The sequence below is a fragment of the Mucilaginibacter sp. genome (assembly GCF_964263795.1).
Taxonomy (GTDB): Bacteria; Bacteroidota; Bacteroidia; order Sphingobacteriales; family Sphingobacteriaceae; genus Mucilaginibacter.
The window spans coordinates 1-19991 of the sequence record NZ_CAXVWK010000092.1 but is presented as its reverse complement, the minus strand read 5'-3'; the positions used below and the strand labels follow the sequence as shown (position 1 = coordinate 19991).

At 43.6% G+C, this 19991-nt stretch carries 16 protein-coding genes; 8 read left to right on the top strand and 8 right to left on the bottom strand.

The genetic code is table 11. The features are described 5' to 3' along the window. From ACE5CV_RS15110 to ACE5CV_RS15090, 5 genes are all read left to right on the top strand, one after another. Positions 1–1706: DEAD/DEAH box helicase (locus ACE5CV_RS15110; protein ID WP_374951026.1), on the top strand; the 1706-nt coding region annotated here is incomplete at its 5' end. 116 nt (positions 1707–1822) lie between these two features. Continuing rightward, the gene (locus ACE5CV_RS15105; RefSeq protein WP_374951025.1) at positions 1823–4195 is read left to right on the top strand and encodes an ATP-binding protein; all 2373 of its coding nucleotides are present in this window, start codon (positions 1823–1825) and stop codon (positions 4193–4195) included. Between the two features lie 57 nt (positions 4196–4252). Beyond that, complete coding sequence (locus tag ACE5CV_RS15100) at positions 4253–5308, top strand: glycoside hydrolase family 130 protein (protein WP_374951024.1); 1056 nt, start codon at positions 4253–4255, stop codon at positions 5306–5308. An 86-nt stretch (positions 5309–5394) separates the two neighbouring features. Further along, on the top strand, positions 5395–7596 hold the full coding sequence (locus ACE5CV_RS15095) for a hypothetical protein (protein WP_374951023.1): 2202 nt from the start codon (positions 5395–5397) through the stop codon (positions 7594–7596). Between the two features lie 283 nt (positions 7597–7879). Beyond that, the gene (locus ACE5CV_RS15090; RefSeq protein ID WP_374951022.1) at positions 7880–9070 is read left to right on the top strand and encodes an MFS transporter; all 1191 of its coding nucleotides are present in this window, start codon (positions 7880–7882) and stop codon (positions 9068–9070) included. Between the two features lies 1 nt (position 9071). Here ACE5CV_RS15090 and ACE5CV_RS15085 read toward each other — a convergent pair whose 3' ends face one another. The 7 genes from ACE5CV_RS15085 to ribD form a co-directional block, all read right to left on the bottom strand. Continuing rightward, complete coding sequence (locus tag ACE5CV_RS15085; protein ID WP_374951021.1) at positions 9072–9386, bottom strand: hypothetical protein; 315 nt, start codon at positions 9384–9386, stop codon at positions 9072–9074. A gap of 54 nt (positions 9387–9440) precedes the next feature. Beyond that, on the bottom strand, positions 9441–10334 hold the full coding sequence (locus tag ACE5CV_RS15080; protein ID WP_374951020.1) for a restriction endonuclease: 894 nt from the start codon (positions 10332–10334) through the stop codon (positions 9441–9443). A gap of 3 nt (positions 10335–10337) precedes the next feature. Further along, entirely contained in the window at positions 10338–11354 is a 1017-nt protein-coding gene (gene bioB / locus ACE5CV_RS15075) for a biotin synthase BioB (protein WP_374951019.1), read from the bottom strand. A gap of 104 nt (positions 11355–11458) precedes the next feature. Beyond that, on the bottom strand, positions 11459–12808 hold the full coding sequence (gene mgtE, locus ACE5CV_RS15070; protein ID WP_374951018.1) for a magnesium transporter: 1350 nt from the start codon (positions 12806–12808) through the stop codon (positions 11459–11461). A 104-nt stretch (positions 12809–12912) separates the two neighbouring features. After that, positions 12913–13527 (bottom strand): IMPACT family protein, encoded by a 615-nt coding sequence (locus tag ACE5CV_RS15065; RefSeq protein ID WP_374951027.1) that lies wholly within the window; start codon positions 13525–13527, stop codon positions 12913–12915. Further along, positions 13527–14396, bottom strand: coding sequence for an EamA/RhaT family transporter (locus ACE5CV_RS15060; protein WP_374951017.1), 870 nt, complete (start codon positions 14394–14396; stop codon positions 13527–13529). The genes ACE5CV_RS15065 and ACE5CV_RS15060 overlap by 1 nt, the downstream gene beginning before the upstream one ends. 12 nt (positions 14397–14408) lie before the next feature. Further along, a complete protein-coding gene (gene ribD, locus ACE5CV_RS15055; RefSeq protein WP_374951016.1) occupies positions 14409–15455 on the bottom strand; it encodes a bifunctional diaminohydroxyphosphoribosylaminopyrimidine deaminase/5-amino-6-(5-phosphoribosylamino)uracil reductase RibD in 1047 nt (348 codons plus the stop codon). Positions 15456–15488: 33 nt separating this feature from the next. On the opposite strand from ribD, the gene prmC reads away from it, so the two are divergent. Beyond that, on the top strand, positions 15489–16361 hold the full coding sequence (gene prmC / locus ACE5CV_RS15050; protein WP_374951015.1) for a peptide chain release factor N(5)-glutamine methyltransferase: 873 nt from the start codon (positions 15489–15491) through the stop codon (positions 16359–16361). A 24-nt stretch (positions 16362–16385) separates the two neighbouring features. Here the strand turns inward: prmC and xerD are convergent, their stop codons facing one another. Further along, positions 16386–17285: a site-specific tyrosine recombinase XerD gene (xerD, locus tag ACE5CV_RS15045; RefSeq protein ID WP_374951014.1), complete on the bottom strand. Its 900-nt coding sequence runs from the start codon at positions 17283–17285 to the stop codon at positions 16386–16388. Positions 17286–17325: 40 nt separating this feature from the next. Here xerD and aroQ point away from each other — a divergent pair, with 40 nt between their 5' ends. Both aroQ and ACE5CV_RS15035 read left to right on the top strand, forming a co-directional pair. Continuing rightward, a complete protein-coding gene (gene aroQ, locus ACE5CV_RS15040; protein ID WP_374951013.1) occupies positions 17326–17754 on the top strand; it encodes a type II 3-dehydroquinate dehydratase in 429 nt (142 codons plus the stop codon). 45 nt (positions 17755–17799) lie between these two features. Then, the coding region (locus ACE5CV_RS15035) for a mechanosensitive ion channel family protein (RefSeq protein WP_374951012.1) at positions 17800–19991 on the top strand (2192 nt) is incomplete at its 3' end.

Below are 19991 nucleotides of genomic sequence, written 5' to 3'. Positions count from 1 at the left end.
ACGTACGTTATGGGCGTAAAAAAGCATCCTTAAAGCAAATTTATAAGGCAGTACGTAATAAAAGTAAATATGTACAGTTAGATGACGGCACCATAGGTATTTTACCTGAAGAATGGATCACGAAATTTACCGGCTATTTTGCCTCCGGGGATATTTTAGAAGATACACTGCGGACCCCCAAAAGCAATTTTAATATCATTACAGAACTTTACGACGAGCAGATGATCGATGAAGAAGTTAAAGCAGAAATTGCCGGCTATCGCAATAAATTTGCCTCATTTGATTCTATCCGGGATGTGCCCGTGCCTGCCGGCTTAAATGCTACACTAAGGCCTTATCAGCAGCAGGGACTTAATTGGTTAAGCTTTCTGGACGATTTTAGTTTTGGCAGCTGCCTGGCAGATGATATGGGCCTGGGCAAAACCATGCAGATAATTGCGTTTATATTATCGCAGCGCGATAAAGTTTTGCAAAACACAAATTTATTGGTAGTTCCAACTTCGTTGATATTTAACTGGCAGCAGGAAATTGAGAAGTTCGCGCCGTCTATTCGCATTTATACCATTTACGGATCGGACAGGGCGAAGAACACGGAGAAATTCGACGAATTTGAAGTTGTTCTTACATCCTACGGCACACTTTTGGCTGATGTGGGCTTTTTAAAAAATTACCACTTCAACTACATTTTTCTAGACGAATCGCAAAATATTAAAAATCCGGATTCGCAGCGGTACAAGTCGGTTCGCTTACTTAACTCGCGCAACAAGGTAGTTATTACAGGTACCCCTGTTGAAAATAACACTTTCGACTTGTATGGCCAGCTTTCGTTTGCCTGCCCCGGTTTACTGGGCACGCGCCAGTATTTTCGCGACATTTACGCTATCCCGATAGACAAGTTTAAAAACAACAAGCGTGCTGCCGAACTTCACAAGAAAATAAAGCCGTTTATACTCCGGCGCACCAAACAACAAGTTGCCGCCGAACTGCCTGAAAAAACAGAAATGGTGCTTTATTGTGACATGCAGGAGCAGCAACGGGGCATCTACAATGCTTATGAAAAGGAGTTCAGAGAATATATATCGGCAACTACTGATGACGAGCTAAAGAAATCAGCTATGAACGTACTTAAAGGGCTTACAAAACTCAGACAGATATGTAATTCGCCGGAGCTGCTGCCCGGGGAAAAGCAACCCGGTACGGAGTCGGCCAAGATAGATATTTTGATGGAACAGATAGAAAGCAAATCGCCTGCACATAAGATCCTGGTGTTTTCGCAGTTTGTATCCATGCTTGATCTGGTAAAAAGACAATTAGTCGCTCGCAGTATCGGCCTTACTATGCTTACCGGCAGTAGCCGCAACCGCGAGGCAATAGTAAACAATTTTCAGAACGACCCGGCAATGCGGGTTTTTCTGATCAGCCTTAAAGCGGGTGGAACCGGCTTAAACCTAACCGCGGCAGATTATGTTTACCTCGTAGACCCCTGGTGGAACCCGGCTGTTGAAAACCAGGCGATCGACCGTTCGCACCGAATCGGCCAAAATAACAACGTAGTGGCGGTACGCCTGATTTGCCCCAATACAGTGGAAGAAAAGATAATGCTGATGCAGGAGAACAAAAAAGAACTGGTAAGTAACCTGATCAAAACAGATGCTTCCTTTTTACATGCGCTGTCTAAAGCGGAATTACTGGATATGTTAAACTAATTTTTGTACAACGTCAAGATCGAAAAAAGCCAATTACTAATTGATATGTTCCCGGCGGTTTATCAAATATAGCTATATTTGGAAACCGTACGCGCTAATTAATTTCCTCTTTCTTGATGAAAGTTAAATCATTTTTTGGTATTGTGTTTTTGCTGTTTTATTGCAGTATAGCCTGCTTTGGTTTTCCTTTTAACAACAAGGTTATACCTATTGCCAAAAATGGTGTCATCGACCTGCGCAACCAAACCGATTTTACAGAGCGCACCGAATTAAACGGTCAATGGCTCTTTTACTGGCATCAGTTGCTTGATCCGTCTGCCCGCCCGGCTGTTAAAGGTATTGCTGTAAATTTTCCCGTTCCCTGGACTGAGCAAAAGATAAATGGCCAAAAGTTACCGGCCTACGGTTACGCAACTTACACACTCACACTACTTTTACCAAAAGGGGGCCCACAGTTGCGCATCAGCACACCCGATGTATATTCGGCCTACCGGCTTTTCTTAGATGGAGAAAAGATCGCCGAAAATGGCACCGTTGCCACAAATGCCAATGATTTTGTACCCTATTGGGGCTATCGTGCGTTTGATGTTCCTGCCGGGGCAGATTCCATCCACCTAACATTGCAGATAGCCAACTTTGCACATAGTAAGGGTGGCATTAGCCGGGCATTGGTGATTCAGCAAAAAGACATCATGATATTAGGCCGCCGCCGCGGCGAAGCGGTAGACCTGTTGCTTACCGGCTGCCTGTTTATGGGCGGGCTTTTCTTTTTAGGGCTATACCTTTTTGGCAGCCGCGATAAGGCCATCCTTTTGTTTTCGCTTTATTCCATTGTATACTGTTACCGCATCATCGGTACAGATAATTACGTAATACACACCATCCTACCTGATGCCAGCTGGTACCTCATGGTGCGGCTGGAGTACATTACGCTGTTTTCAGGTATTGGTCTATTCGGGTTATATACCCGTTACCTATGCCCTGATGATGTTAACCTAAAGATTATTGGTGTCATTTGCTCTGTTTGCGGGCTGTTTGCGCTGGTATCGATGGTAGTGCCCCCTTATTATTTTAGTCAGCTGATCAATCCGTTCCTTGTCATTACGGTTTATTGTTTGGTATATATCCCCTACGTTTATACGGTTGCTTATCGTAAACAGCGACCAGGTTCGGTATATGCGCTGGCAAGTTCCCTTGCTTTAATGGGCGTGTTTGCCATTTCTTTATTTCATTACTGGGGCTTTATTCCGCAATTGCAGTTTTTGAGCTTTTTAGGGTATGTAAGCTTCTTTTTCCTGCAGTCACTGGTGTTGTCGCACCGCGTATCCTTTGTGCTTACCAAGGCACGCGAACAGGCTGAACAAGGCCTTATTGCTAAAAGCGAATTCCTGAGTACCATGAGCCATGAAATCCGCACGCCGCTTAATTCGGTTATCGGCATGAGCCACCTTCTGCTAAAAAATAATCCCCGTAAAGATCAACTGGAGCACCTGGATGTAATGATATTTTCGGCTAATAACTTGCTGGGCATTGTGAATGATATTTTGGACTATAATAAGATCGAGGCCGGGATGATCACCTTTGAGCACATTGATACGGATATCACTTCAATTGCCCGCAATGTAGTAAGCAGCCTGCGCAGTTCTGCTGAAGATAAAGGGATAGTTATTAAGCTAAGTATTGATCCCGATATCAACCAGCGGGTACTTACCGACCCAATTAGGGTATCGCAGGTAATGACTAATCTAGTACATAACGCTATTAAATTTACACAACAGGGTACCGTTGATGTAGACTTACAATTGCTTCAACAAAGCGAAAAACAACTTACCCTTTGCTTTAAGGTAAGGGACACCGGCATTGGTATCTCCAAATCAAAACAACAATTGATATTCGAGCGCTTTACACAAGCCGATTCATCCACCTCGCGGGGGTTCGGTGGTACCGGTTTGGGCCTGTCAATAAGTAAACGCATCCTTGAATTGCAAAACTCATCGTTGCATTTAACCAGCGAAGAAGGTAAGGGCTCAACATTTTATTTCGAACAAACTTTTGATAAGAGCAGCAATGCTCCCGGCTCTGCAAATCAGCTATTAAATACAATACACCCGGAAAAGCCTTTCACCGGCGTAAACATCCTTTTGGTTGAAGATAACCCTATAAACGTAATGGTAGCGCAAACCTTTCTACAGCGCTGGGGTGCCAGCATTGATGTAGCGGTAAACGGCCTGGAAGCGATAGAAAAGTTGGATATCAACAAACACCAACTGATATTAATGGATTTGCACATGCCTGTAATGGATGGTTACGAAGCTTCCCGCAACATCCGCAGTAAAGGCATTACGTTACCTATAATTGCCCTTACAGCAAACTTGCCAAAGGAAATTGAGCAGCAGGTTAAGCAAACCGGCATTAATGATATAGTTGTTAAGCCTTTTCTACCGGATGAATTATACCGCAAAGTGCTGCACCATATCAGCAAAAATTAGTTTGCTGCAACCATTTTTAACGGGCGTTGTTAAACAACTTAACCCACACGTGTTATTATGCCAGATATAGCCAAACGCTTTCCACAAAATCCTTTATTGTCACCTAAAGACCTGCAGCCAACTGTCGACGGATTGCACATTGCATGTTTGCTTAACCCCGGCGTATTCAGGTTTGAGGGTAAAACCTGGCTGCTGGTACGTGTTGCCGAGCGACCTCAGCAGTCGGATATTCACGTCTCCTTCCCTATCCTGACCGAGAATGGCGAAACGCAGATCATGGATATAGCCTTAAATGATGCCGACCTGATTGCCACCGACGCGCGGGTGGTACGTTACAAAGGTGTTGATTATCTTACTACCCTGTCGCACCTGCGGTTGCTATGCAGCGAAGACGGGATTAAATTTTACGAGCCAGAAGGATACCATAAATTATTTGGGCAGGGCCGGTTGCAAACATTTGGCGTTGAAGATTGCCGCGTGACCAAATTAGAGGATAAATTCTACCTTACCTTTACCGCCGTATCTGATAGTGGCGTAGGCGTGGGCATGCGCACTACTACCGACTGGAAAAATTTCGATTCGCACGGGATGATCCTGCCGCCGCATAACAAGGATGTGGCAATTTTTGAAGAAAAGATAAATGGCCTGTATTATGCCCTGCATCGTCCAAGTAGTGTAGATATAGGTGGAAATTACATCTGGCTGGCCCAATCACCTGATGGGGTGCACTGGGGCAACCACAAATGCATTATCAAAACCCGCGAAGGTCTCTGGGATAGCGGCCGTGTGGGCGCCGGTGCTGCACCTATTAAAACGGAAAAAGGTTGGCTGGAAATTTATCACGGCGCAACGCGCGAACATCGTTACTGCCTTGGCGCCTTTCTGTTAGATTTAGATGACCCGTCAATAGTTCTAGCCCGTACAGAGTTTCCGATAATGGAACCAACCGAACCATATGAAGTAAGCGGTTTCTTTGGACACGTAGTTTTTACTAACGGGCATGTCGTAGAAGATGACGGTGATACCATAACCATTTATTATGGTGCTGCAGATGAATTTGTGTGCGGCGCGCATTTATCGGTGAAAGAAATCCTCGGGGCAATGAACGTTTAACTATCTTATAAAAAATTAATTAGTAGGATAAACAAACAAGAAGGATTAAGCACGGTTAAGTATTAATAACCACCAAACCTTGCTATATGAATCCAATTTCACCATGGGCTATCGCTGCCGCTGAATTTTTTGCGAACCCCGGCTCACCTGCTATTTACCAAGTTGAAAGGGGAATTTACAATTACAATATTCATTGTACAGATGATTCACTTTGGGTATTAGCCGAGTGGCATAATGGTGGTAAAATTGCATTCCGCACGGCTTATTCACCAGGCAATGACTTGGAAATAACGGGACAGAATGAGCAGGACAACGTTATTAATTTTCAACTAACTTCGTCCATCGGCAAATTTTCAGTCGATATCACATTTCCCGCTGAAGGGATTTTGCGATATACCACATCGCTTAAGCCTGCAAATGATACGCTGATCCCCTTCTGGCCGCGGGATATCATTTTTCCCGGCAAGGACAAAAAGGGAAATGCAAGCGGCGGTGAAATTTTAGTAAGACAGATAGGTACCCGGTCGGGCATGTTGTATTGCCATTTAACAAGACCAAAAGCCGGCGCATTGCTTTATCTGCAAAACCTTACAGCCCTTGGCAACTATAATCAACAAACGGACACATCAGCCGGCGATACGGTTAGTGGTGAGTGGCCTGAGTTGGGCTTCTCTCTACCGCCATCGGCCGATAAGCCTTTAAAGGCTGGTAAGGATGTAATCCTGTCCGACGCGATTGTGGTGCTTGATAACGAAATCCCTGCAAAAGAGGCCGGCATTACACAGCAATATTTTGATATGCTTGCCCGTGTATACATTCAATTACCTAAACCCAATACTAATTACCAGGACTGGCCAAAAGCGCTGGATAATGGCTTGGAAGACCTTATTAAGAATCCCGGCTGCTGGTCGCACGTGAACGGACACTCGTACCTTAACGCCTATGTAAGCGATTACGCAACCCCGCCAGAGATAATGGTGCAGTTGGCTGTTCTGTTGCCCCTTACTGATTATGAAGACTGGATAGGCCAAAAAATAGAGACCACCAAAAAGATCAAGGAACTACTGCCTACGTTTTACGACGATAAGTTTAAAACAATTATGCGCTGGCTGCCTGCCGCCGCCGATACACTCGAGGGCGAAGAAGAGCAGAAAGAACCACTGGTGATGGATTCCTGGTATTTGCACCATCCGCTGCTTAACCTGTCGCGGCTGGCGCTTCGGGGAGATAAGGTCGCTACTACACTGTTTCTCAATTCACTTGAGTTTGCCATTAAGGTTGCCCATAAGTTTGATTACGACTGGCCGGTATTTTACAAAGTGGATACACTGGAGGTTATTAAGCCGGAAACCGCTCCCGGTAAAGGTGGCGAAAAAGACGTGCCTGGATTATATGCCCATATTATGCTACAGGCCTATGAGCTAACCGGTAAAAAGCGCTACCTGCGTGAAGCCGAAACGGCAGCCAAACGCCTGGAGGGTTTGGGCTTTGAGGTTTTTTATCAGGCCAATAACACGGCGTTCTCGGCCGGTGCGCTGTTGCGACTACATAAAATAACCGGTAAAAAGTTATATCTGGATCTGAGTTACTTGTGTCTGGCCGGTTTATTCAAAAATGTAAGGCTTTGGGATTGCAATTATGGCTACGGTAAAAATTTCCCATCGTTTTTTTGCTTGTTTCCGTTAAACGATGCGCCCTACACGGCTGTATACGAAGAACAGGAAGTTTTTTGTGCCGTACATGATTATTTGAAACACGCGCAGGGTGTGGATATTTTACCTTCGGTATCATTGCTTCTGGCCGAATATGTAAAGTATCTGGTTAACCGTGCCATTTACTATTATCCAACAATGCTTCCATCCGATATGCTTTCTAAAGAACCCAAAATGGGAGAAGTTGATGCCAAATTGTGGATAGCGCTGGAAGATATGTATGACGGATGGGAACAAAGCGGCCAGGTAGGCCAGGAAGTTTACGGCGCAGGCAATGCCTTCGGAATATTGCCAAGGCATTACATTCGCGTTGCCGACCAGGAGTTTATGATTTACGTAGATTATCCCACATCATGCATCAGGCACCAAAAAGATAAAGGTGTAAGCTTTAACACTTTAGGCGATAAACGATTTGATGCTACCTTAATGATCGTTAAAATGAGTGACAAAAAATTACCCAAAGTAATAGTAGCCGTGACCAATCAGGATGAACCTTTAAAAGGCACCTTAACAAAAGACGGACACTTGCAATATGTAGTTGGAGGCAACAGGCATATAACCGTTAGCTGGCATTAATTGCTTTCTGTAAGTGCTTTGATCACATTACATGTTACCGTTTGTAAATGGTAGCATTTGGGTAATGATTTCTGCATCTGCCATCTTCCCCTTTTTTGGTGTCACCGGTTTCTCAAACGGATAGCATTAAATAACAACGACTGCTGCCCTACTTAATTCCAGAGAATTATCTTGAAGGTGGTCATCTCGCCGAAAAACTTGCCCAAAAACCACAACTATTAGGATTTGTAAGTCCTGCCTGCTTGCAAAGAAGTTTAACTTTGCGCTGTTAACATATCTTTTAATGCTCAAATCTGCACATCCTATTTATAATTTACAGTTTGGCTTAGTTTGCCTCAGCTCGTTACTTTTCTCGGCCAGTTTCAACATGCTTATACCAGAATTGCCGGCCTATCTCAGCAGTATTGGCGGAGCGGAATATAAAGGTTTGATCATTGCCCTTTTTACGCTCACAGCAGGTATATCCCGTCCATTTAGCGGCAGGCTTACAGATACCATTGGGCGGGTACCCATCATGGCTGTCGGGTCTGTTGTTTGCTTTGTATGCGGCTTTCTGTATCCGGTATTAGGAACGGTATCCGGGTTTTTATTCCTTCGGCTTATTCATGGGTTTTCTACCGGATTTAAACCCACAGCAACAGCTGCATATGTGGCTGACATTGTTCCTCGTGAGCGCTGGGGCGAAGCACTTGGTTTTCATGGCTTATGTTTTAGTACAGGATTGGCTATAGGGCCGGCGATTGGCAGTTCTATACGCTTATATTTTTCATTAGATGCACTGTTTTACAGCTCGTCGGTATTCGCGCTAATGTCTATAGTAATATTAATGAACATGAAAGAAACGCTGGTACCTAAACAACGGTTCAGTTTTTCAATACTCAAAATCTCCCGTCGGGATATCATCGCACCAGAAGTACTGCCTGCCGCCATTGTTACCTTCCTCTCCTACATCGCTTATGGCGCAATTCTTACATTGATCCCTGATTGGGGGGAGCACTTAGGCATTATCAACAAAGGTCTGTTTTTTATGGTGTTCACCATTGCCTCTTTAGTGATCCGTTTTGTGGCGGGTAAGGCATCTGATAAATATGGGCGCGTGTATGTTATAAATACAGGATTGGTGCTGCTAACCGTCGCCTTGACAATAGTCGGCTACGCCGATAGCTTTGCCGGTCTGATGGCGGGTGCTGCCGTTTATGGTGTAGCCACAGGCATCCTCTCACCTGCCCTAAATGCCTGGACGGTAGACATGAGCCATCCTGAATACCGGGGCAAAGCAATGGCTACTATGTATATCTCATTGGAGGCCGGCATTGGACTTGGTGCTTTGCTCTCCGGCTGGTATTATCAGGACGTGATAGCACGCATCCCGCTAGTAATGTACGTTACCGCAGGTATTACGGGATTAGCACTTGTTTATATGGCATTACGATCAAAGGTAAACGATAATCGTAATGCCGAAATAGTGGTATAATTTATTCTGATGCCTCTTCGCCTTTTTCGCCCAGTTCAACAATATCACCTTCTTTAAAAAGGATGGCTTGCAGTGTTTTACGCCATACCGGTTTTTGACGAAGCAAAAACTCCAAGTCCATACCGAAATGCTTGAATTCCTCATGCTGGGCATTTTGCATAATAGCTTTCGCCTGCGGGTTCTTTTCTACAGAGATGCGCTGCTCGTACCAGTTGATGGCCTCGGCTTCTTCTCCCATGGATACGATCATACGTGCAAAGGTGCGGGTTTCGTCGCTCAGCTCATTGGCCGGCTCGTGGTATTGATCAAATGCCATAGTATTTCTTTTTTGATTATAAGAAGCACTATGGCATTTTTGTTTTAGGAGATATTAAAGACTCTCAAACCAATCACTTTTGACTTCAACCGTTTCAGTGAGTTTAGTTGAAACACCCAATTTAAGTTCTTTTAACTTATCACAAAGAAGTTCTCCATCTATTAAATCAATTGGCGGCGCACCGTCACGAGTTGCTTCTTTAATTGCTTCACGTGTAAATGTTCCAGTAGTAATTACCAATCCTTTATCAGCTCTCCCCTGCATTGCTCCTCTAAAGTCTCTAATTTGACTTGGTGAAACAGAACCTTTGTAACGCTTACATTGAAATATTACGTGAAAACTTAAAAGTCCACTTACCCGTACAATTCCCTTTCCATCAATTCCGCCATCACCAACTTTACCTGTGACTTCAACTTGTGAAAATCCACTTTCACGTAGTATTCGTTGAGATAATCTTTCAAAGGCAGATGGGGTAATCTGATAAAGTATGTTTAGCAAACGAGTTTTCCATTCTTCTGTATCTTCAACTTCTTCTTCTACTTCTTTTTTTGCTTGATTGACTTCTGTAGATTTTTCCGCAATACCCTTTCCAAGTTTTTCAATCGTTGATTTTTCTCTTACGAACCGTACAATTTCTGCATTATCAAGATTAGAAACATTTATATCTGCTTTTAATAAAGCCCAGATTCCACGAGACGAATTTTCAAGCAGACCAAATTTTTTTAGATAAGTCCTGCTCCAAGCAAGTCGATAATCTACTTCTTTACGAGTGTCACTTTCACCGTGCGGTACTTGCAACACATCCTCGGAAATATTCGCAATTTCATAAACAAGATTATTAATTTCTTCTACCGACCCAGAACCACCAAGTTTGATTAAAGCTTTAACAACGGGAACCAAAAGTTCATCGAATGACGGAACAGCAAGAATATATTTTTTCCTTGCCATTTATTAGATCACTTCGTTGATACTCATTTCTCGAAGTTCCTTTGGTTCATTAGGGCGGCCATTCTTGAATGCCTTTCGCGGCGACAGGCCCAGCAATTCGAACATGGCCATATCTTCATCAAATGAAGGATTGGGCGTAGTCAATAACTTTTCTCCGGCGAAAATAGAATTGGCCCCGGCCATAAAGCAAAACGCTTGCTCCAGGGTGTTCATTTCCGTTCGGCCTGCACTTAATCTCACTACCGTTTTAGGCATAATGATACGCGCGGTAGCGATCATCCTTACCATGTCCCATACAGATACACGTGGCTGGTCTGCAAGCGGTGTACCTTTTACCGGTACCAAAGCGTTTATAGGTACGCTTTCCGGGTGTTTTGGCAGGTTTGACAGCGTTTTTAGCATCGAGATCCTGTCGGCAACGGTTTCACCTAACCCAATGATCCCTCCGCTACATACGCTGATCTTTGCTTTACGCACATGCTCCAGGGTTTGCAGGCGGTCATCGTAAGTACGTGTGGTTATAATACGCTTATAGTCCTCTTCAGACGTATCCAGGTTATGGTTGTAGGCGTACAAGCCGGCATCGGCTAAGCGTTGCGCCTGGCTCTCGGTAAGCATACCCAGTGTGCAGCATACTTCCATATCCATGGCGTTAACGGCTTTCACCATATCAATAACCTTATCAAAATCGCGGTTGTCACGTACTTCTCGCCATGCAGCGCCCATACATAAACGTGAAGCACCGCCATTCTTAGCCTTCTGCGCAACAGCAATAACTTCTTCTTTAGGCATTATGGCATGTACATCAACTCCGGTGTTATATCTGGCGGCTTGCGGGCAATAAGCGCAATCTTCGGGGCAGCCACCGGTTTTAATAGAGATCAGCGAACTAATCTGTACCTCAGCGTAGTCTTTATTTTCCCGGTGGATGGTTGCCGCCCTGTAAACAAGGTCCAGCAGTGGTGAGTGATATATTTCAGAGATTTGTTCCTGTGTCCAATCGTATCTTACTTCTGTCATTGATGTAAATTTTATATCTACTAATTTGTGTAATAAACCTGCGCAAAGATGCTAAGTTGCAAAGATTCAAAGATTATTTTCTATTTCAGTAATTTGTATTGATTTTATAATAAAAAGCTTGATGCTAACCAAAGCGGCAATAAAAAGCCAATGCAATCGGTAAAGGTGGTAATGATAATGGATGATGCAACAGCGGGGTCTATACCCACCCTTTTTAGGATCAACGGGATACCGGCGCCGGTTAAACCAGCTACAATTAAATTACCTGTCATTGCTATAAAAAGCACCACGCCCAGCATTGGGTTTTTATCGTAAAAAAAAGCGAATAACAGCACAATCAGCCCGTTGGCGGCACCGTTGATCATTCCTACTAAAAACTCTTTAAAAACGGTGTTGTAAGCCTGCCTGTCTGATAGGTCGGTTAACGAGATACGCCTTACAGTAACAGCAAGTGCTTGTGTCGCCGCATTGCCACCCATACCGCCAATTATGGTTACATAAGCTACAATTATTGGCAGATCCTCTTCTACATAGGTAAATTGCCTGATAACAGAGGCTGCTAAAAATGCAGTACCTAAATTAATGATGAGCCACGGCAGGCGGCTTTTTACCGCATCCTTCCAGTTACCGCTAAGTTCTTCGTCTTCAGATACACCGCTGATCTTCAGAATGTCCTCGGTGTTCTCTTCCTCCATTACATCAATGATATCATCAACTGTAACGCGGCCCAGCAGCTTCATGTGGTCGTCAACCACCGGGATACTGGTAAGGTTATATTGAGATATCAGCCGGGCAACCTCTTCCTGGTCAAGATCGGCTTTAACATAAACAAAGTCGGTATCTACCAGATCGCTTATTTTGGCGTCGCCACGGGCCTTTATAACCGTTTTTATAGAAAGGATTCCCTTCAGCGTATCATGATCATCTACCACACAAATGGTGTAAAACTCCTCCATCTCTTCCGATTGGCGGATGATCTCGTCGAGCGCTTCTTTCTTATCAAGATTAATATGCACTTTGATAATTTCGGAGTTCATCAAACCACCGGCAGTATCCTCATCGTAACTTAAAAGTGCCCGTATGCTGGTAGCGTCTTCCTGGTCAATATCTTCTAAGATCTCCTTCTGATCTTCTTCATCCAGTTGCGAGATAATATCAGTAGCCACATCATAATCCAACTCCTCAACAATCTCGGTACGCTTATCTGGATCAAGGCTAACCAAAAGCTCTTCCGGGTGCTCCTCCTCCGCCATTTCCGAGATTACCTCAGATGCAACGTCGGCAGGAAGGATGTTGATAATGCGCTCTTTAGCCTCCTGCGGCAATTTTTCGAACAGCAGGGCAATCTCCGAAGAATGGTATTCCTTTAAAACCAACTGTAATTCAGCATCATCGGCTTCAAGGGCAGCCTTAATGCGTAGCAGGTCGGATTTGTTAATATCAAAAGATTGCATATGCCACTAAAATAGACAAAAAATAAAGGAATTTGGTACAATCGAAGGTGCAATAGATCGACGGGAATGGTCTCCGATTCATTATTCAATCCGAGGGCGATGGATTAACCACTGTAATTATAAACTGCTTTAAGCGATAATATTTTGTTAAGCTTAGTTATAACCGGTTCTACTTGTGTTTTGCGCACGCTAAACTTTAACTCACAATGCAATTCCTGGCGATTTTCCAATACCAGCAACTGCTCGTCTTTCATAATTCGCATCACATCGTTCATTTGCTCATACCCAAAGGTGATCGTATATACGTCGTTAACGGTTTTAGCAATTACCTGGGCCTGCGCAAGCGCTTCTTCGGTTGCCGCTTTATAAGCGCCTATCAATCCAGGGACACCAAGCAATGTACCACCAAAATAACGAACCACAACTACTATTACGTTGGTTAGATCTTTAGAAAGCAGCGTATTCAATATCGGCCTGCCTGCTGTGCCTGACGGCTCGCCATCATCGTTGACTCTAAAAACAGACCGGTCGACACCAATGCGAACAGCCCAGCAATGGTGATTGGCTTTAGGGTGCCCGGCTTTCAATTTGCTTAAAATGGTTTTTACTTCGCTATCTGAACTGATGGGATACGCAAATGCGAGGAACTTACTGCCCCTGTCGCGAAAAATGCCTTCTGTCGGTTTAGAAATAGTGCGGTAAGTATCGTCGAACAACATCAAAATTGCGAGTAAGTAATAATGATAATGGCGATGATAGCCAAGCCGATACCAATTTTATTTAACAAACTCAATCGCTCGTTAAAAACAAACAGCCCCACTATTGCACCCAAGGTGATTACACCGATATTCATGGCCGAAAACACGGCCGACGGACTGGTTGCCAATGCTTTGTGTGCTTTTAGATAAAACAGGATATTACCAAAATTGGCAACCCCCAAAACCAACCCAAAAACGATATGGGGCCAAACTATACGGGTTTGCCCGGCCACTACACGAACAAACAACCCAATAAATGCAATTACGAACGATAAGGCGTAAATGAAAAAAAGCGATGTTGTGTAAGGTACAGCAGTAAACGTTGCAACCTTTTTAAAAAGAATATCAATAGCGCCAAAGCCAAAAAATACAATCACCAAATAAAGCCAGGCGTTACTAAGCACTTTGCGGTTGGCCGTCTTTTTTTGCCATGGGATGGAACACAGTATAGCGGCAAAACCAACTATAATTCCGGCAATTTTGAGTGGACTAAGCACTTCATTGAACAAAAGGAAGGATGCCACTATTGGGATAAACAGTGAAAGCCGTTGTGCCACATCGGTACGCACTATGCCTACCACCCTAACCGATGATGCCAACACCCAAAAAACCAGCGGCAACAAAACCCCAACCGCTATAAAAACGCCCAGTGGTGCATGCCTGAAAATAAAGCTGCCGATAGCCGGTTTAAAAAAGAACCAGGTAAGCGCTATAGCCATGCTGTAGTTCCAAGTAATAGCCTGGAAAATGTCTATACCATAACGCCGTGCCAGCTTTAATAAAACCGAGACAATAACGCTGCAGCAGACACTTAAAAAAACATATAACATTAGGTAAGTAGCTTACTGGTTATAAAAAATCTGCAATTTATCGGCGCCTACAATATATTCGCCTCCGTTGCCGCCATTAACGAAAGGAGATTTAATACCATTAGTTAATACTGTTTTACCTGTAAAAATACGCGCTTCGTCCCATAACCCGTCTTGTATAAAAGTCTGCAGGGTATGCGCGCCGCCTTCAATAATTACCGATTGAATGTCTTGCAGGTAAAGTTGAAACAGGATATACTGAGGCACATAACGGTCAAAGTCTTCCAGGGCAATGTATTTTATCCTGCCATCAATATCGGTTTTAATTTCGTTAAATACCAATGTTTCAACTGTTTGATCAAATACATTTAAACCAGCGTTCAATTCAAGCCGCCTGTCAATTACGACCCTCTTTGGCGATTTGCCATCTACCAAACGCACATTAAGTTGTGGGTTATCCGCAAGGGCTGTATTCTTTCCTAAAAGTATGGCATCCTCTTCAGCCCGCCAGGCGTGTACCATTTTCTTAGCCGCAGGGCCGGTAATCCAATACTGGCTGCCATTAGCCGGGGCAAAATACCCATCGGCTGTTTGCGCCCATTTTAAAATAATGTAAGGCCGCTGTTTTTGTACGCGTGTAAAAAATCGGCGGTTTAGCCACTGGCATTCGTGTTCTAACACCCCGGTAATAACCTCTATGCTCGCATTCATTAATTTTTCGATGCCTTTACCATCCACAGCGGGGAACGGATCGCGGCAGCCGACCACAACAGTTTTGATCCGGTGTTTGATGATCAGATCGGCACAGGGCGGAGTTTTGCCGTAATGGGCACAAGGCTCCAGTGACACGTAAATGGTCGAATCTTTAAGCAGATCGATATGGTTATCGTACTTACTTATCACCATGTTAACGGCATTTAGTTCAGCGTGCGCTTTACCGTAGCGCTGATGATAGCCTTCGCCAATCACCTTGCCTTCATGAACAATTACGGCACCAACCATTGGGTTCGGGCTAACCCAACCGGCACCCAAAGCAGCGAGTTCCAGGCAGCGCTGCATATAAATTTCATGTGTGGCCATTGTGCAAAAGTAGCTTTTCTGTTACTTTGTTGCATGAAAACTATTAAGGATGTTATTCAACAGTACGGACAAGCGCTGCAATCGTTATATGACACTCGTGAATCCAGCGCAATAACCCTATTAGTTTTAGAGGAAATAACCGGCTTTTCACGCGCCCGGATCAAGGCTTTTCCTGAAGATGAGTTGCCGGCCGGGGCTATCGAAAAACTTAGTGCCATAGCAACAGAATTACAAACCGGCAAACCGGTGCAATATGTTTTAGGCAACACAGAGTTTTACGGGCTGAATTTTTTGGTGAACCCTGCTACCCTGATTCCCCGCCCCGAAACGGAAGAACTGGTAGACTGGGCATTAAAAGAAAGTAAACGCTTAACAGATAATAAACAGCTAAACATACTCGACATTGGTACAGGAAGCGGATGCATCGCTATTAGCCTTAAAAAGAATTTGCCTGGTGCTTTAGTTACCGCCATTGATGTATCAGCCACAGCACTTAAAACTGCTGCTCAAAACGCGGTAATTAATGAGGTAACAGTTGAATTTATTGAAGATAGTATCCTCGACCCTAAATCTGGAATTGAAAGATCGAACTATGATATAATCGTATCTAACCCACCGTACGTTACGCTCCAGGATAAACTGCACATGCACCAAAACGTTACCGGCTTTGAGCCGCACCTGGCACTGTTTGTTCCAGAAGAAAATCCCTTGTTATTTTACGAAGCTATTGCCGATTTGACTGTTAAAACATTGCTACCGGGCGGGCTGTTGTTTTTAGAGATCAATGAGAACTTAAGCAAAGAAACCATTCAGCTATTAACGCTTAAAGGCTTGTCAGGCATTCGATTAAGGCAGGACATGAGTGGCAGGGACAGGATGGTAAAAGCCACATTAGCAGCGTCCTAACCAGGCTGAAACCCAATAAAATGATCAATTACGCGGGTGGAAATCAATGATTGTGCTTTTTAAATACTCTTTGTCCAGGTGCGTATAAATTTCGGTTGTGGTAATACTTTCATGGCCAAGCATTTCTTGTACGGCGCGCAGATCGGCCCCGCCCTCTACCAAATGCGTGGCGAAGGAATGCCGTAAAGTGTGTGGGCTGATATTCTTTTTTAAGCCTGTCGCTTCAGAAAGTTGTTTAATAAGCATGAAAACATAAACACGACTAAGCCTGCTGCCTCGGCGGTTTAGAAATACTAAATCCTCTTCACCCTTTTTCACGGGAATATGCACCCGCACTAAATCAATCCATATATTTAGCGCTTTAATTGCTTCGCCGCCGATAGGTACAAGGCGTTCTTTACTCCCTTTGCCGGTTACTTTTATAAACTCAATACTAAGATACAAGCTAGAAATCTTCAGCTCGGTTAATTCGGATACGCGCAAGCCGCATCCATACAGCACTTCCAACATTGCTTTATTACGGGGTCCCTCGGGTTTTGAAAGGTCAATCGCGGCGATCATTTTGTTGATCTCGTGGATGCTCAATGTATCTGGAAGCTTGCGGGTGATCTTTGGTGTCTCCAATAATTCTGACGGATCCGAAGTGATATAATCTTCCATCAGCAGGAATTTATAGAAAGCCTTCACTCCCGATATGATACGGGATTGTGACGAAGGGATCATCCCCAATTCGTTGATCCAGGTTATAAACTTACGCAAATCTGCTAAAGAAAACTCTGTAGGTGATTTTTTATCAACTTGTAATTCAGAATATTGATATAACTTTTCTAAATCTTTAGTATAGGCATCGATAGAATTCACCGCCAACGACCGCTCCAATTTTAAATAAGTTTTAAACCCCTTCAAAGCCGCTGTCCAGTTCAATTGATTTTTGTTTTAATGTTTTATAGTTAAGTTTGAACAAATGAATATACAAATTATCAACGGGCCAAATTTAAACCTGCTTGGCATACGCGAAAAATCCATTTACGGTAACACCGATTTTGAAAGTTACCTCGCCGAATTGAAAACCCATTTTACAAACATCACCATAAATTATTACCAGAGTAACGTTGAAGGGGAAATTATAAACAAGTTACATGAAGTAGGCTTTAGTTATGATGGCATTGTATTAAATGCCGGGGCTTACACCCATACCTCTATAGCTATTGCTGATGCAATTGCCGCAATTAAAACTCCTGTAATCGAAGTTCACATTTCTAACGTATATAAACGCGAAGAGTTTAGGCACCATAGTATGCTGGCATCAAGCTGTAAAGGTGTGATAGCCGGTTTTGGCATGCACTCTTACCGCTTAGGAATAGAAAGCCTTTTATTGAATGATCAAGTTTAAGTGCCATAGTACTGCGAACATTTTGTATTAATACGAATTAAAAAAATGAATAAAGTATTTAAAATAGCATTTCCCCTACTGGTTATCCTTACTTTATTTTCGACAGGTGCATCTGCACAGGTTAACAAGAGAAAAATATCTGTTCGCGATTCTTTAAGAATGACGATCCTGCGGCGCGACTCGATGATGCGATCATTCAAAAAGTCGGATACCTCTATCAACAATTTGCTGCAAAAGATAGAGTACTATACCTCGTCTTTCAATCAAATTAAAACTAGCCTTTCCCGTAATATCGATACTGCAGATATAAGTGCACAGCTTCCTTCATTTGAACGCCGCATAGGGCTTATAAAGACGCTCATCGACAACGACAGATCAAGCACCCTGCGCTATCTTTATGCCATACGCGATATCCTGACCCGCAGCGATGATCAGCTGGACCTTTACCAGGAGCGCCTTGCTACCATAAATTCCAAGCTGGTACAAAATCAAAACGAGTTGTCGTCTATGGACAAGGATTCTGCTTTAAAGATCGTACCGGCAGACAGCAGCCTCCTTACAACATTCCTAATTCAGAAAATAGCTATTGATAGCAAGCATAAACGGTTAGACACTACTAATAAAAAGCTATTACTTAAAATAGGCTTATTACAAAACCGCATTTCGGCAGTATACATTTCGCTGCTAGACCTGAAGGATCAGATTGATATCAAGATCCGACAATTTAGCATCCAGGCCTTAAGCACCGAGAATAATCCGATATGGGTATTTGATGCAGATACGGCCAGTACGTTCAAGACCGCCCTGGGCAAAACGGTAAACATGAATAAACGGCTGCTAAACTTTTTTATAGGGCGTGATCCGCTTATTCACCTTGCAGGCACTCTGATCTTCGTGCTGTTCTTTGTATGGATCTATACCAACCGTCGTCGTGTACTACGCATTAAAGAATCTCCACAAAGCGTTTTCAGTTATGCTAAATATGTAACGCTTTATCCTATCACATCCGCGATAATTGTTGCGTTTGCCATTGTGCCGAATTTTTATGACCACCCACCGGTAGTTGTCCTGGAGATTTTTTTTACGGTATTAATTATAGGCATCCTGCATCTGGTAAAGCGTACCTGCCCTCCTGTACAATTTAAGTATCTGCACATATTATTTTGGCTTACATGCGTTTATAGTTTCAGCAATTTGTTTGTTGAAGTATCAAATACAGATCGTGTGATAGTATTGATCCTGTCACTGGCTACGGCCGTCACCAGTATATGGTACTATCGCGAGGTGAAGAAAAAACCCGAGGATTACCTGCCTTATACCGTTATTATACTTAAAGCATTCATAGGTTTGCTGTTTATTTCATTTCTGTGCAATGTATTTGGACGGGTTACGCTTTCCAAAATCATTGCTGTAACTGCGGTTTACAATTTGTGGCTGGCGCTCGGAATGTACTACCTGGTGCAAATTATCATGCAGAGCCTTTTTTTACAGCTCGAGGCAAATAAAAATAGTACCAGCATAAGTTCGTTCATTGACTTTAAATTGCTTCAAAACAAGTTCAGGAGCATTTTAACCATCCTTGCCAGTGTGCTTTGGATCATAATGCTTACGCAAAACTTGAGCATTGAAGATGCTGTGTTCAACTACATTAAAAACTTTTTAACCGAGTCGCGCAGCTTAGGGGGCACCAACACACAATTCACGTTTCAAAGTATTATCATTTTTATTGCGGTTATATGGTTTTCGTCGGTAGCAGCGCATATTATCACTTACCTTTACGAAGTGGCGGGCAAGCACGCCAACGATATGGATGTGCTGAAAAAAAAGAACCGTACCAGCACGCTTTTGATAAAAATGGCCGTGTTTGCCATCGGTTTTTTACTTGCGGTTACGGCGTCGGGCTTTCCGCTCGATAAGATAACGATCATCATCAGTGCTTTTGGTATCGGTATTGGTTTCGGCTTGCAGAACATTGTGAACAACCTGGTATCGGGTTTGATACTGGCCTTTGAAAAGCCGATACAGATAGGCGACATCATTGAGGTAGATAGCCGGTCGGGCACTATTATGGAGATCGGGATCCGCAGCAGCAAGATCGCTACCAGCGATGGCGCCGAAGTGATCATCCCCAACGGCGACTTGATATCCCATCACGTAATCAACTGGACACTAAGCAATAATAACCGCCGTATTGAACTGATCATTGGTGTAGCATATGGTTCAGATATCGAAAAAAC

Excerpts from the sequence above, each read along its gene's own strand:
- mgtE (WP_374951018.1), bottom strand. The coding sequence starts at position 12,808 with ATGCAATCTTTTGATATTAACAAATCCGACCTGCTACGCATTAAGGCT.
- ACE5CV_RS15080 (WP_374951020.1), bottom strand. The coding sequence starts at position 10,334 with ATGGCAAGGAAAAAATATATTCTTGCTGTTCCGTCATTCGATGAACTT.
- ribD (WP_374951016.1), bottom strand. The coding sequence starts at position 15,455 with ATGGCCACACATGAAATTTATATGCAGCGCTGCCTGGAACTCGCTGCT.
- ACE5CV_RS15100 (WP_374951024.1), top strand. The coding sequence starts at position 4,253 with ATGCCAGATATAGCCAAACGCTTTCCACAAAATCCTTTATTGTCACCT.
- ACE5CV_RS15060 (WP_374951017.1), bottom strand. The coding sequence starts at position 14,396 with ATGTTATATGTTTTTTTAAGTGTCTGCTGCAGCGTTATTGTCTCGGTT.
- ACE5CV_RS15065 (WP_374951027.1), bottom strand. The coding sequence starts at position 13,527 with ATGTTGTTCGACGATACTTACCGCACTATTTCTAAACCGACAGAAGGC.
- aroQ (WP_374951013.1), top strand. The coding sequence starts at position 17,326 with ATGAATATACAAATTATCAACGGGCCAAATTTAAACCTGCTTGGCATA.
- bioB (WP_374951019.1), bottom strand. The coding sequence starts at position 11,354 with ATGACAGAAGTAAGATACGATTGGACACAGGAACAAATCTCTGAAATA.
- ACE5CV_RS15085 (WP_374951021.1), bottom strand. The coding sequence starts at position 9,386 with ATGGCATTTGATCAATACCACGAGCCGGCCAATGAGCTGAGCGACGAA.
- ACE5CV_RS15105 (WP_374951025.1), top strand. The coding sequence starts at position 1,823 with ATGAAAGTTAAATCATTTTTTGGTATTGTGTTTTTGCTGTTTTATTGC.
- prmC (WP_374951015.1), top strand. The coding sequence starts at position 15,489 with ATGAAAACTATTAAGGATGTTATTCAACAGTACGGACAAGCGCTGCAA.
- ACE5CV_RS15095 (WP_374951023.1), top strand. The coding sequence starts at position 5,395 with ATGAATCCAATTTCACCATGGGCTATCGCTGCCGCTGAATTTTTTGCG.
- ACE5CV_RS15090 (WP_374951022.1), top strand. The coding sequence starts at position 7,880 with ATGCTCAAATCTGCACATCCTATTTATAATTTACAGTTTGGCTTAGTT.